The organism is Acinetobacter sp. YH12100 (genome assembly GCF_013419135.1).
Taxonomy (GTDB): domain Bacteria; phylum Pseudomonadota; class Gammaproteobacteria; order Pseudomonadales; family Moraxellaceae; genus Acinetobacter; species Acinetobacter pseudolwoffii.
Map to the genome: position 1 here is coordinate 48014 of NZ_VPAQ01000014.1, position 14455 is coordinate 62468.

7 protein-coding genes and 1 pseudogene are annotated in these 14455 nt (G+C 34.8%); 7 read left to right on the forward strand and 1 reads right to left on the reverse strand.

All coding sequences use genetic code 11. From position 1 onward, the window contains the following. The first annotated feature begins 47 nt into the window (after positions 1-47). The 4 genes from FTU40_RS10915 (at position 48) to FTU40_RS10930 (ending at position 8503) form a co-directional block, all read left to right on the forward strand. Positions 48-2252: a class I SAM-dependent DNA methyltransferase gene (locus tag FTU40_RS10915; RefSeq protein WP_180040843.1), complete on the forward strand. Its 2205-nt coding sequence runs from the start codon at positions 48-50 to the stop codon at positions 2250-2252. 3 nt (positions 2253-2255) lie between these two features. Further along, a complete protein-coding gene (locus FTU40_RS10920; protein ID WP_180040845.1) occupies positions 2256-3497 on the forward strand; it encodes a restriction endonuclease subunit S in 1242 nt (413 codons plus the stop codon). A gap of 44 nt (positions 3498-3541) precedes the next feature. Further along, entirely contained in the window at positions 3542-6832 is a 3291-nt protein-coding gene (locus FTU40_RS10925) for a type I restriction endonuclease subunit R (RefSeq protein WP_180040847.1), read from the forward strand. A 255-nt stretch (positions 6833-7087) separates the two neighbouring features. After that, entirely contained in the window at positions 7088-8503 is a 1416-nt protein-coding gene (locus FTU40_RS10930) for a hypothetical protein (RefSeq protein WP_257223538.1), read from the forward strand. A gap of 111 nt (positions 8504-8614) precedes the next feature. Here the strand turns inward: FTU40_RS10930 and FTU40_RS10935 are convergent, their stop codons facing one another. Continuing rightward, entirely contained in the window at positions 8615-10882 is a 2268-nt protein-coding gene (locus tag FTU40_RS10935; protein ID WP_180040849.1) for an ankyrin repeat domain-containing protein, read from the reverse strand. Positions 10883-12182: 1300 nt separating this feature from the next. Between FTU40_RS10935 and FTU40_RS10940 the strand changes: the two genes are divergently transcribed. From FTU40_RS10940 to FTU40_RS10950, 3 genes and pseudogenes are all read left to right on the forward strand, one after another. After that, positions 12183-12767, forward strand: coding sequence for a bifunctional 2-polyprenyl-6-hydroxyphenol methylase/3-demethylubiquinol 3-O-methyltransferase UbiG (locus tag FTU40_RS10940; RefSeq protein WP_168416350.1), 585 nt, complete (start codon positions 12183-12185; stop codon positions 12765-12767). Positions 12768-12794: 27 nt separating this feature from the next. Further along, complete coding sequence (locus FTU40_RS10945; RefSeq protein ID WP_180040851.1) at positions 12795-13820, forward strand: HNH endonuclease domain-containing protein; 1026 nt, start codon at positions 12795-12797, stop codon at positions 13818-13820. A gap of 260 nt (positions 13821-14080) precedes the next feature. Then, positions 14081-14422 (forward strand): annotated as a pseudogene (locus FTU40_RS10950) (ATP-dependent helicase); the annotation flags it as partial. Between the last annotated feature and the right edge of the window lie 33 nt (positions 14423-14455).

The window sequence follows — 14455 nt, forward strand, 5'->3', positions numbered from 1 at the left end:
CTCAACTTTTTGAGTAGATCAGATATATAAATTGATTTGGAAAAACTATGAACCTTAATGAGTTAAAACAGTTAGAAGATCAACTTTGGTCAGCTGCCGATAGTCTACGTGCAAATACAGACTTAAAACCGAATGAATACTCCACCCCTGTACTTGGTCTAATTTTTTTAAAGTTCGCTGATAACAAATACGGCGCAGCTGAAGAAGCGATTTTAAAAGAGTTTAATGAACTTAAAGGGACACGCCGTGAAAAGCCTCTGGCTGAAATAGCCATTAAACATTGTGGTTTCTATCTACCTGATAATGCCCGTTATAACTACTTACTCGAACTTCCTGAAAGTGAAGATTTAGCATCAAGAATCAAAGAAGCGATGCAGGCAATTGAAGATCATCAAGGTCAAGAAGATTTTAAAGATGTTTTGCCTAAAAATGACTATCAGGCATTTAACCGTCTACCTCAAAGTAAACAGGCGTTAAAAGGTTTAGTCCGTAGTTTTTCAAATATTCCTTCTGATGCTTCAGGTGATGTATTCGGTAAGATTTATGAATACTTCCTCGGTAAGTTTGCCTTGTCTGAAGGTCAAAAAGGTGGTGAATTCTTTACACCAACTTCAGTTGTGCGATTGATGGTTGAAATGATCGAACCATATAATGGTTCTGTATATGATCCTGCCTGTGGTTCAGGTGGTATGTTCGTTCAGTCTTTACAGTTTGTAGAACGTCGTAAAGAATTAAGCAAGAAGCTTGGTGAAGCTGAGACAAACAATAGCTTATTTGTCTACGGTCAAGAAAAGACGCTTGATACTGGCAAACTTGCCAAAATGAACTTGTTCGTAAATGGCCTTAAAGGTGATATTCGCCAAGCAAACTCTTATGCAGAAGATCCATTTAAGGGCTTTGAAAAGTTTGACTACATCATGGCAAACCCACCATTTAATGTGGATGATGTAGCACTTGCGACAGTTGAAAACGATCCTCGTTTTAATAGCTATGGTTTACCACGTAACAAAACCAAAACTAAAAAAGCAGATGATAATGCCAAGGCTGAAACAGTGCCTAATGCCAATTACCTTTGGATTAATTTATTTGCCACGTCTTTGAAGAATGCAGAGCAAGCGAAGCTATCTAATAGTGGTCGTGCAGCGTTAGTGATGCCTAACTCTGCTTCAGATGCACGTAATTCAGAAGCTGATATACGTCAGACATTGATCGAGAATAATTTGATTTATGGCATGCTGACTTTGCCTTCAAATATGTTCTATACCGTAACGTTACCTGCAACCTTATGGTTCTTCGATAAAAATAAAAAAGACGACAAGATTTTGTTTATTGATGCTCGAAATATCTTTAGACAGATTGACCGTGCCCATCGTGATTTTACCGATGAACAGATTCTGAATATTGCCATGATTAGTAAGCTACATAAGGGGCGTAATCATGAATATATTAGTTTGGTGGATGATTACTTTAGACAAGGTATGGCGAAGCTTGAAGCTACTGTTCCCCATGTTGAGCCTAGCTTTAAGAGGCTCAAAGATGCTTTAAAAGATGATGTAGCGATTGTTCAAAGTGTTGATACGCTAAATACACATTGGCATGCACTTAAACCACTTAAAGAAAGTTTTGATGCTTATGTGAAAGACTTCCCTCAAGTGGTCACAAAAGATTTAGTGGTCCAACTGAATGAAGCTCAAAAAACATTAAGAGCAAGTTTTACGCCGTTTTTTAAAGCCATTGCTGATGAAGCCAAAGTTTTAGATAAAGCGATTCGTGAAAAAGAGAAAGTACACAATGAGTTAGTGAAACAGACTCGTGCTGAAATTGTTGAAGCTAAGGAAAATGACAATAAAGATCTGTTTAAAGTGAAGGATACGAAGCTTAAAGCTTTAAATGCTTTATCAGCAGATATTAAAGAAGTGAAAGCTTTACTTGCGGATATTAAAGCTGACCGTGGTGAAGCTGAGTATTTCTTTAATCATATTTCATGGTTACAAGAGCGTTTCCCAGACGCTGAATATGAAGATGTGACGGGTCTTTGTAAGCTAGCAACGCCTGATGAAGTAAAAGAGCAGGATTACTCTTTAAATGCAGGGCGTTATGTAGGTGTGGTGATTGAAGAAGATGGTTTAAGCGAAGATGAATTTCTTAGCCAACTTGATGAGCTTAATACTGAATTCAAAAATCTGACAGAAGAAGCTAAATCTATTGAGCAAGTTATTTTTAATAATTTGAATGTGATTTTAGGAGCTTGATAGATGTTTATTGAGAAAACATTAGGTCAGTTGTGTGAGTTAGGCAAGGGAAAGATTCAAACTGGTCCTTTTGGTTCACAGCTACATCAGGCTGATTACTCTGAAGAAGGTACACCTGTTGTTATGCCAGCAGACATCATTGATGGGAAAATTAGTGAAGCCAAAATTGCTCGTGTGTCTGAAGATCATGTAATGAGATTAGAACGTCATCAATTGGCTATCGGTGATATTGTTTATGGTCGTCGAGGTGATATTGGACGCCAAGCTTTAATTACCTCAAAAGAAGAAGGTTGGTTATGTGGAACAGGTTGTTTAAGGGTAACTGTTGGGAAAAAATCACCTATTGACCCAGAATATTTACATCTATATTTAAAAATGCCTGATGTTATTTCATATATTCAAAATCAGGCAATTGGCGCAACCATGCCAAATCTAAATACAGAAATTTTAAAAAGAATTCCTATTAGATATCCTGAAAAAATAGCTGATCAGAAAAAAGTGATTGCTGTTTTAAAGGCATATTTTGATCTCATCGAAAACAATAAAAAGCGTATCCAAATTTTAGAAAATATGGCTGAAGAGCTATATAAAGAATGGTTTGTACGTTTTCGTTTTCCAAATTGGGAAAATACAGAGTTTGAAAAAGGTCTCCCAGTAGGTTGGAAAAATGTAAGGTTTGATTCGTTCTGTAAATTCAAAAAAGGAAAAAATCCTGAAGAAATACTAAATTCACCTGATGATGCTGTGATGTACATCAATATGGAATCATTAACGGGTGAAGGAACAAGTTATGCAAGAAAGCAAAAAAATAGCGTTGAATGTAGTATTGGTGATTTATTAATGCTTATGGACGGCTCAAGATCTGGATTAGTATTTAGGGCCAATAATATGGGTATAGTTGGTTCAACACTATCAATCATTGAAGTGAATAATAAGTTCAAAAACTATGTTTTTGAGTACTTAAAAGCTATGAAAACTTCAATTGTATCGAATAACACAGGATCAGCTATTCCTCATGCAAATAAGGATTATATTAATCGTATGCTAGTTTGCATTCCTGATAATTTAATTATTTCAAAGTTCAATGAAATTTATGACAGTCAATACTTGCTAATTAAAAACTTACAGCAACAAATCAAGTGGCTTGAACAAACTAAAACGGCATTATTGCCTCGGTTAATTTCAGGAAAATTATCAGTGGAAAACTTAGATATTCAGTTTCCACCATCAATGCAAGAACAGTAAGTTATAAAAAATAGACATATTTAGAGGGATATAGGGGATAAATTGTGGCAAAAGTAACACGTAACTTCATCAGTGAAGATGACATTGAACAAGAAGCCATCAAGATTTTAAGCACAGAATTTGATTATCAGCATCTCAATTGCTATACCACAGATTCAAGTGACTTAAATGATGGTTCAGGTCGTACAGACAAAAAAGATGTCATCTTAAAAGATCGTGTGATTGCTAAATGCGTGCAATTGAATCCTCAAGTCCCTTTAGATGTTATTGAAACAGCTGTCTCTAGATTGATGGATCGCCGTGGTTCAATGTCGGCAATTAAAGCCAATATGGAACTATATACAGCGATTCGTGATGGTGCATCCATTACTTACGAAGATGCCAACGGCGAGAAATATGAAAATGTCCCATTAAAACTGATTGATTTTGAAAACCCTGAAAATAACGATTTTTTGGTGGTGTCTCAGTTATGGATTCAATCGACAGGACGCACGCCACATTGTGCTTATCGCCGTCCTGATCTCATTCTCTATGTCAATGGTTTACCACTGGTATTTATTGAGCTGAAAAACTCTAATGTAAAGCTTAAGAATGCCTTTGATGACAATTTAAAAAATTATAAAAATGATATCCCACAACTATTCTTAACCAATGCTTTTTGTGTCCTATCCAATGCCACAGATACCAAGCTCGGAAGTTTTACCGCCGAGTGGGAGCATTTCTTTAATTGGTTACGTGTAGACCATGAAAAAGAAAAGGTCAATAAAGAAGAAATTGAGGAACAAGGCACAAGTATTGAGTACTTGTTACGTGGTCTTTGCCGTCCTGAAAGATTATTAGACTATATTGAAAACTTTATCTTATTCCAAAATGAAAAACATAAAATTATCGCTCAGAACCATCAATTCTTAGGGGTGAATCATGCCTTTAAAAACTTCCTGAAGCGTGATGAGCTACAAGGTCGTCTGGGTGTGTTTTGGCATACTCAAGGCTCTGGTAAAAGTTTCTCGATGATTTTTTATGTCAGAAAAATTTATCGTAAAGTCACAGGTAATTTTAGCTTTGTGGTGATTACGGATCGTGAAGATTTGGATTCACAGATTTATAAAAACTTTATCCAGACTAAAGCAGTTCTAGAAAAAGAAGCCGCACAACCAAAAAACAGTACTCATCTTCGCACCTTACTCAGCCAAAATACCAAAATCGTATTTACCCTTATTCAAAAGTTCAGATACGAGAAAGGTCAAGAGTATCCACAGCTATTCAATCCTGCTGAGCGTGAAGTCATTGTTATTGTCGATGAGGCACATCGTACCCAATATGAATCTCTTGCTGAGAATATGCGTAAAGGTTTAGACGGCGCACATTTCCTAGCTTTCACAGGTACACCGATCCTTAAACAGAAAAAAACCAAGCAATGGTTTGGTGAGTATGTTTCAGAATATACCTTCCAACAAGCTATTGAAGATAAAGCAACACTTCCACTTTTCTATGAAAAACGAGTTCCAGAAGTATTACTTCAAAATGATGATCTGAATGAAGAGCTTGCTGAAATCTTAGAAGATGAAGAGTTAAATGAAGCTCAAAAAGAAAAGCTTGAGCGTAAGTTCTCAACTGAACTTGAAGTGATTAAAAGAGACGACCGTTTAGAGCGTATTGCGCAAGATATTGTCTACCATTTCCCACGCCGTGGATATTTGGGTAAGGGTATGATGGTCGCCGTAGATCAATTTACCGCTGTGCGTATGTATGACAAGGTTTCAAGACTTTGGAAAGAAGAGCTTAAACAATTACAAACACGTATCCATAACTCTAAAAATGATGTTGAAAAATATCGTTTAAAGCAACGCCAAAAGTATATGAAGACGGTGCAAATGGCGGTGGTCATTAGTGATCCGAGTGCAGAAAAAGAACGTTTTGATAAACAAGGTCTAGATATTCAGACACATATTGACCGTCTAAACAAAGTTGATACGAATGGTGCGGATATTGAGGATAACTTTAAAGATCCTGCACATCCGCTACAACTTGTCTTTGTTTGTGCAATGTGGCTGACTGGTTTTGATGCACCAACGGTTTCTACGCTGTACTTAGATAAGCCAATGAAAGGTCATACCTTGATGCAGACCATTGCTCGTGCGAACCGAGTCACTGCATATCGCATTCAGAATACTGAAGGTGAACTTGTAGAAAAGAGAAATGGTGAAGTCATTGATTACTATAATGTCTTTAGAAATCTAAAAACTGCTTTAAAAGATTATGGTCAAGGTACTGGTGAGGATGGGGAAACGGATGCTCCTGTTCAAGATAAAACCGTACTTTTCCAAATGCTAGATGAAGCAATTACGAAGACCTTAGAATATTGTGAGTCTAAAGATATTGATCTCAATAAAATTTTAGAAACTCGTGATGAGAATGGCGGGATATTTAAAGAGAATGCGTTATTTGGCGAATATGCTGATCGGTTACTAGAAAAAGATGAATATCGAAAAACCTTCAATGTTCATTTTAATACGGTTGCTGCCTTATATGAGGCATGTAAGCCGAATATCTTAGCTCAGCCACGTCCGATAGTCTCTGTGATTCAATTTTTACATGGATTTATTGAAGCTACCATTCAACAGCAGGATTTGGAAAAGGCAGGTGTAGCAGTTGTAGAGCTACTAGATCAAAGTGTTATTGTTGATGAAAAGACAGCGAAGTCCGTTAAGGATTTTAAGCAAAGCTATAGTTTGATCCATGGTCAAAAATGGGATTTAAGCACGGTTGATTTTGACAAGCTGAAAGAACAGTTTAAAGAAACCAAGCACAAGAACATTGCTATCGCAGATATGCGAGCATTCCTTGAAAAGAAAATCATTCAAATGCTGAAGCAAAATGGTGGACGTATTAATTTTGCTGAACGTTATCAGCAAATGATAGATCGTTATAACTCTGGTGCTACGGCGACTGAACAACTGTTTGAAGAAATTCAAAAGTTCACAAAAGGATTGCAGGAAGAAGACCAGCGTCATATCAGAGAAGGTCTGACTGAAGATGAATTGGAAATTTATGATCTACTTTTAAAAGACAAACTCACCAAAGATGAGCAACAGCAGGTCAAGTTAGCAGCGAGAGATTTGATTACAGCACTTTTGAATACAACACCTAAAGTTTTGGTTCAAGACTGGTGGAAAGATGGGCAGACCCAAGCATTAGTGAAAGATGAAATTGAAAAAGTATTGGATAAAGACCTGCCTGTAAGTTATGACGTGACACAATTTCAGGAAAAAGTTTCAACAGTTTTTGAGCTAGTTAAAAATTTAGCTATGAATGATGATAAGTGGGTGAGTTAATTATATTGATTACGAATATGAAGTTGACCTAAAAATCATATAATTTGGGCTGGTTCTGAATCATTTTATATGCAAATTAATTTTTTTAAGTTTATTGATTTAATTTTAAGATTTTAAATATGGATGCTAGTGGATTATTTACAGTATTAGGGATTTTTGTGGCGATAATTACATTGATGTCTGAAGAAAAAAGACAAGATTTTTTTATTAGAGCCTCTATTTTTTTTTTGGTTATATTTTTTGTTTTTAATTTTAATGGCGTTAGTTTTAATCTACTCAAGCATTATAATTACTGTTTTTGGATTTAAACCGTTTACATATTTATGGGGTTTTGATGAGAAAACTACTGTATTAACATTTGTTATTTTAATGATAGTAAGTTTTAGTTATAAACTTTTTGGAAAAAGATTGCCTAAAAGCCAATATAGAAAATGGAGTGAATTGTCGTCTCGTTTATTGAGAGAAAGAAAATATCATATCTTAAGCTATTTGATTGAAAAATATTTAGACCAATTTATCAAGATTATTAATAAGGTAACAATATACGAAAATTTTTATAACTATATTCAAGAAAAATCAATGCCAAGTATTGATGAGATGTTTAAATTTCCTCCAATTAAAATTGGAAAGTGTCGTAAAATAAAATATTACTTATTAAAAAAGGTCTTGTCGGTTCTACCTAGAGAAATTGGCTATAAACCTATAGTTTATAAATCGATCGAGAAAATAGTTAAATCATCAGGATTCATGATTTATTTAGTAGAAATACATCCTCAAATTCCACTTAAATTAACTTCTAGCCCAATTTTGTTGCGCATCGATGAGTTTACAGATAACTTTTTTAAGAATCTTATCGCTAAAAAAAATAGTCAACTATATCGAGAGCTCAAGGATAATCAACATTTCATGTATTCAACTGGTTACCGTATAGAGCCAGAAAATGTTATATTGGATTATTATTTCTCTAATCCTAAAAATGCTGTAAAAGCTAATATTTGGAAACCTATAGGAGATTATATATGTGCTTTTATAAAAGACCAAAAAGGGAAAGATAATTTTTATAATAATTATTGTGAATCTTTCAGTTACACAAATGAGCCATGGGAATGTCCAATCTTTGTAGGGTTGCAATTTTTTGATGTAATGGTTAAAAGTGCTATATACAAAAAAATAGATGATCACATGTGGTTGATGTATTATGAGTATTTTCTTGACGAGATTTTGCTAAATATTGACAGAAGTCAAAATTCAGAAGTTTGGCAAGAGTTCCCATTAAAATTTGATTACCTAGTCTACAATATAGTGTCTAATTGTTCTGATTGGGTTATTGCTTCAAATTATTTATATGATAGCGATAAGAGTATATTAGCAGTAGAAGAGGCAAGTTATTGTTTAGGTTGTTTAACAAGAAAAATCCTTCAATCTAATAATATAGATACACGCCAAAAAACTTATTATTTAGAAATAGTCTTAAAAACTATGGAAAATTTAGATAAAAATAAAAATGAACGCTTAGCACAGCAAATTTTTCAAACTATGGTTAGGAAATATAGACATGACAAACCAGATGAAAATTTAAAATGGTTAGAGGATATGTATTTTCAGGTTGATCATTTTCTAAGATTACCTGGATCAACTTTTAGTAGAGAGATCAATAAATTGAAAAAGTAAACTTTAATTAGTTGATTGTGTGATGTGAGAATGTTTTATAAGGATAGTAAAAAATGGTAGTTTTTTTACTAAATGCCCCCTTAAGTTTAAGCTAAAGGGGGGAGACTTATTTTAACAAATTCCAATTAATGTTTTAACTTGATTAGCTTTAGAATACTCAGCTATTTCCTGTAAAAACACACGACGTCCTTCATCTGCTTTTACATAGCTTTGTTCCAATTGAGCCCCATGCTTGAGCATAAGATCGACAGCATAAGCATTATCTTTTTCAACAGCTAGCATGAAGGGTGTATAGCCTTTTATTGGATACTGAGCTGTATTTTGATTTGGATCGGCACCATATTGTAAAAGTAACTCGAAAATCTCGTAGGCATCGCAAACTTTTTTGTCTCCAAGAGAGATTTTTTTCACCTCTTCAAATAATACCTTTCTAGGCTCATGGCTTGGTAGGCTCTGGAGTTGCTTATAACTTTCAATATCGCTACCACCGTTAGAATGACGTCTAATCGAATCTGCAAGATATTTATCATTTGCTTGCTCAACTTTATGACCATTCAATATGCCGATCACACCTAAATTCTGGTAAAGTATGGAAATACCATAGAGACCTGTAACATTAGGATTAGCCTCATTCTCTAATAACAATTTTGCAAGTTTTGGTAGATTTTCCTCAATAGCGTGGTTTAAAGGGCAAGTCTGCTTTTTCGCTGTACGCTCATTTAAAAGTTCTTTATCAAAACCACATTCGAATACATATTGGATGAATGCGTACGTTTCATCGGATTTAGCGGCAATGTGGTTCAATGCCAAAAGTACAATACTTTCTTTATTTGAAGTTAATGCATTTATGTTTGCACCAGCTTCAATGAGCTTTCTAGCCGTAGAAAAATCTCCGATAGCGACAAAGTAGTGAAGTTGAGGCCATTTACGTCTTTGTTCAATATCAATGTAAATGCTTGCATTCACTTTTTTAAAGTCAGGGCTAATATCCATGGGAACTGTAAGGTTGCCGATTTTAGGAATTAATTTCTTAATTTCGGTACCTTTGTCGCTAAAAGTCTCGGCAGTAAAATATTTAAAGAATCCAACTAGGGTTGCTTCTTTTTCCCATTCTTCAAAAACAAAGTCGGTTTTAAAGCGGTCAGGGCGTTCGATTGGATTAAATATTCCAACTTTAAGGTCAAATTGGATCGCTAAATTTGAGATCTTTCCAATGAGTTTATTTTGGCTCTCCACAAGTGAAGCAATACAAAGTATCTCATTCAGCAGTACTTCTAAATAACGCATATCACGATATAACAAACCATCTAGGCATAGTTCATATTCAGCTAGTGCTTCCTTAAATTGATATTGATATACCAAATTAATTGCTTTAGCCCAATGAATATATGGAAGAAGATGACCGACTTCTTGGTGCTCAGTAAGGTATTTATCGATTTGGTTTATCATCAATGTATTGAGTTGAAAAGTTGTCTCACCTGTTGAGCTATAGACAATTGATGCTAAACGGGCATCGGTTTGATCAATACGTTTAACATGCGTTTTATCAAAAAATACTTGAGTTAGTTTTTGATATGAAAGAGGGATTTCCATTAAAAAAGGAAAATGCGTTTGTGCATTGGCAATAGCCATCACTCTAAATGTAAGAGCTTGGGTATCATGTTGCGAAATACGATGAGACTTCAATTTTTGGTTGTGTTGTTCGGCCAAAAACTGGATAAAGTTTCCATGTTGCAATGAGAACCCATATTTAATTTTTAAGGCTTGTAGCAAGCGTGCAAAACACAACAATTCATAATGCGTCTGCGATGATTCCGTATTGGTCAAAAATAGGCGTTTTAAGGTCGACGGCGTAGGTAATGCATCTGGGCGACCAAATTTGCTGATGTAATTTTTCTCATCAGGATCTAAATCATCACTTTTCCAAAAATTAGCAAAGTTTTCATCATTATTTTTTAGATAACTCAAGCTTTCTTGAATAAAATTTTCGCCTTTCCAGTGCTTAGTAATGTCCATTTGTATAATGCAAAAGCTTATGAGTTGATGAAGAGATGGAACTAAGTAATTCGACCATAGTGAAGTTCGGATAGAATCAACATTCATCAAGGCAGTTAAGCGAGCATGTAATAGCATTGCATTATAACGCTCTAACACATTGCGCTTAAGCAACGTTATAAATTGCAAATTTGTACGATCTGAAAACTCTTTTGGGCACAACTGATCCAAAAATAAGTCTATATCATAGTGTGAAGTGAATAGTTTGTTTGATGAACCATCTAAGTGTTTAGAGTCTGTCTCTGAGAGTTGGCTCTTAGTATCCATGTGACTAAATAAATCACGAACAATTTCTATAGTTGTTGGAAAGGTATTCTTTGGCATTGTAAAGCTCTGCGTATATCTGTCTTAAAGTTTAAATAGGCTTTTCGGTCACTAGGTGTACCTGGAATCGTAATCTTCTGTATTTGATTTACAAGCAAAAAATCATGTTTTTTGCCAGGTCTAAAAGATGCGATACCATCCTTAATAAGTTGCCGAATAAACTTGTTCAGCTCTTTGTCATTACTGTACTTTTTCATCGGTAATCCTAGATTAAGGGGATTGCTCCCCTTAATAATTACTTGGCATTACCACGGCCACCACCTGATGGGCGACCTGTTGTGCTTGGCCAGTTACCACCAGGGCCAGGGTGAGATGACGGTGGGCGATTATATTGAATGTGCATGAGAAGAATCCCTCGTGTTCATAGCGAAAGTGCTATGAATCAAAGAATATAGAAATGCAATATTTTCTTCTTCTGAGAGAATGGAGTTTAATTTTTTACTACTTCATTCTGTGAATTCTTGTTCTAGATTCAAGAGATAATTGGATAGATATTTTCAGAATAATAATTTATTTAATTATTATTTCCATGTTGAGAATTCGATTTCTGAAAATTAAAATACATTTACTTTCGAATCCATGCCATCCATAGACAATAGGGTTTTGTTTTTTGGTAATAACTATATTTTTAATGCCAATAAATGCCAAAAATCTTCATGAATTAGCCATTCTTAAACACTTGTGTGCTATTCAAAAGACAAAAATAGCCAATCGCTGCCAATAACTTCCTTTTAGTGGTAGATAGGCGGCATTTTTGAGTCAAATCTCTGCCATTTTGTGTCAATCTAAGCCAAAAAATAAATTAAAAATTAAACAAGATACGACTATTTTTATAGTGTAATGAATCGTCGAAAATAGTGTAATGCACTATTTTTTATAGTGTAACGGATCGTCGAAAATAGTGTAATGCACCAATTTTTATAGTGTAACGCACATGAAATAAACCCATTTTTATAGTGTAACGCCTAAAATTTTATAGTGTAACGCAGCGCTTTCTATAGTGTAACGCACGTAAATTTTGTTAATTTTATAGTGTAACGGTAGAGATGTATAAAAAATAAACAGAATTTTAAGTTTTTATATGGATTTGTTTAAAAAGGACTGTTAAACAAGTGGTTTCGATTATTTTTTAACCATCTTTATTTTGGGAAAATTAAAATCAGTTCTAATTTTTTCATCTTACACATTATAAACTTTCAGATAATACAGCGACATTTTGTCGCAATCTAAGATTTGAAATTTATCTAATCATGTGCGTACAAGTTGGCTAGTGATCAATTTTATTTTTAGGAATTCAATAATGGGGAATGTGGGCTACTATGACCAAAACTCAGAGCAGTTTGTTCAAACAACGCTAAATGTAAATATGGAAAGCTTATATCAGGCATTTCTAGTACTTCTACCGAATGGAGGCCATATTCTTGATTTGGGGTGTGGATCAGGACGGGATACATTAGCGTTCAAGAATAAAGGCTATCAGGTTGAAGCGTTAGACTATTCTAAAGCTTTGGTTGAAAAAGCCACGGCGCTCACTGGGATTCCTGTAAGATATCAAAGTTTTTATGATTTGAATGATCATAGTGTATACGACGGAATTTGGGCATGTGCATCTTTATTGCATTGTGAACGTGATCGTTTGACTGATGTTATGCAAAGTATTCTGAATGCTCTTAAGGTGAATGGGATTTTGTATATGTCATTTAAATATGGAGACAAAGACCGCGAAAAAGATGGTCGAAAGTTCACAGACTTAAATGAAGAGCAGGCCAAAGAATTATTAAATCAATTTCATCAAATTGAATTAATTAAGCATTGGATTACTATAGATCAGCGACCAGATCGTGAAGAAAAATGGTTAAATATTCTAATTAAGAAGATTGCTTAAATATTACAATTCAAGTGGGGGTGCTTTATGTCTGAGTTTTATGAGATTGAACCGTCTCTTGAAAACTATTGGCGAGCAGTCATTCTATTTGGACGTAATGTTGCCTCCTATAAATTTGCCATAGCCAAATCACTTTATGACCTAAAAGCTGAAGGCAATACTGTTATTACCCTTGATCAATTGGCACAGCCTTTTAGTCACCATATTTGTGAACATTTAAAGCTTGTAGATAAACAGGCGACTTCAAGCTCAAGTAAATTCTTGGATTTTTGTCGTTCTTATAATGCCGGTGAAATAGATCAACAAACCTTAATTGCAAAAACCGTGCAGTATGGCTTCGTAAATGTGATCGATGCCTTTCACAACGTACATGGACAAGAATTGCCTAAACGATTCTTTATGGATGCCCGTAAAACCCATGGTGGCATTATTTTGACTGATGAAGTATTTCAACTATTTGAGGCACAAAATGCCACTGATCTTGTTGATGAAACTGAAGCAAGATGGCGTTTAGTTGAAACAGCTTGGGATATGAATTTGCCGAAGCATTTGGTGCAGATTGAGCATGATGATCAGGGGATTTTGGTTGCAAACAATAAAATCAGGCGTGTGAATGTCACTTCAGCAAAGTCAGCTTTAAATGGTTATCAAAAGAGTCGCTGTTTCTACTGTTTTGCACCGATTACTATTGAACAGTTATTTGAACATTCTGCCGATGTCGATCATTTTTTTCCACATAAGTTACGTGAATGTGATATTCAAAAACCAATCAACGGCGTAGCGAATCTGGTATTGGCATGTCCTACATGTAATCGAGGACATCAAGGGAAATTTGATCGTTTACCATCGGTCAATTTATTAGAGCGCTTGCATAAGCGTAATGAGTATTTAATTACGAGTCATCATCCGCTTCGTGAGACGTTGATTGCTCAGACTGGGTTTACAGAACAAGCGCGTCGTGGTTTTTTACAAGATGCGTATAACTGCGCAACATTGACAATGGGTGGTGGGAAGAAGTGGGAGCCAATTCATTGTGGAAGCAGTGTTTTTTAAGAGTTTAGATTGAGATATTCTTGATATGTAAAGGGCTTTGTTGCATAAATATGTAAGCATCTGATTTAAATAAATTTAATTTTGGATCAAAAAATAATCAAAACTTTTAAAATCATATAGTTATGAAATCTTTGTGCAACAAAGCCTTTGAAAGGTATCTTATCTAAATATTGGTAATACTATTTTTTTAATTAATCTTTTAAAATCATTGTTTTATATATAGAATTAAAGTGATAAGAAACAAAGCATAGACTTGTGGTATGAAAATCATTGATAACATCAATTTGAATTTGGGTGATGACCTTAAGGGTAATTTAGGGACTAAGGCGAAAATTGGTGTCGCAGCATCTTACTTCTCCATATATGCTTACGAGGCTCTCAAGAAAGAGCTTGAAAAAGTAGATGAGTTATCTTTTATTTTTACCTCGCCAACCTTTGTAGCTGATCAGGTTACAGATCGTCTGAAAAAAGAACGTCGCGAATTTATTATTCCTAAAGCGAATACTGAAAACAGTCTATATGGCACTGAGTTCGAAATTCATCTCAAGAATAAACTTTCACAAAAAGCCATTGCAAAAGAATGTGCTGACTGGGTGAAGCAGTACGGTATAGCGTAATTTCAAGCTTAGCTGAGT

Excerpts from the sequence above, each read along its gene's own strand:
- FTU40_RS10915 (WP_180040843.1), top strand. The coding sequence starts at position 48 with ATGAACCTTAATGAGTTAAAACAGTTAGAAGATCAACTTTGGTCAGCT.
- FTU40_RS10920 (WP_180040845.1), top strand. The coding sequence starts at position 2,256 with ATGTTTATTGAGAAAACATTAGGTCAGTTGTGTGAGTTAGGCAAGGGA.
- FTU40_RS10930 (WP_257223538.1), top strand. The coding sequence starts at position 7,088 with ATGGCGTTAGTTTTAATCTACTCAAGCATTATAATTACTGTTTTTGGA.
- FTU40_RS10935 (WP_180040849.1), bottom strand. The coding sequence starts at position 10,882 with ATGCCAAAGAATACCTTTCCAACAACTATAGAAATTGTTCGTGATTTA.
- FTU40_RS10940 (WP_168416350.1), top strand. The coding sequence starts at position 12,183 with ATGGGGAATGTGGGCTACTATGACCAAAACTCAGAGCAGTTTGTTCAA.
- FTU40_RS10945 (WP_180040851.1), top strand. The coding sequence starts at position 12,795 with ATGTCTGAGTTTTATGAGATTGAACCGTCTCTTGAAAACTATTGGCGA.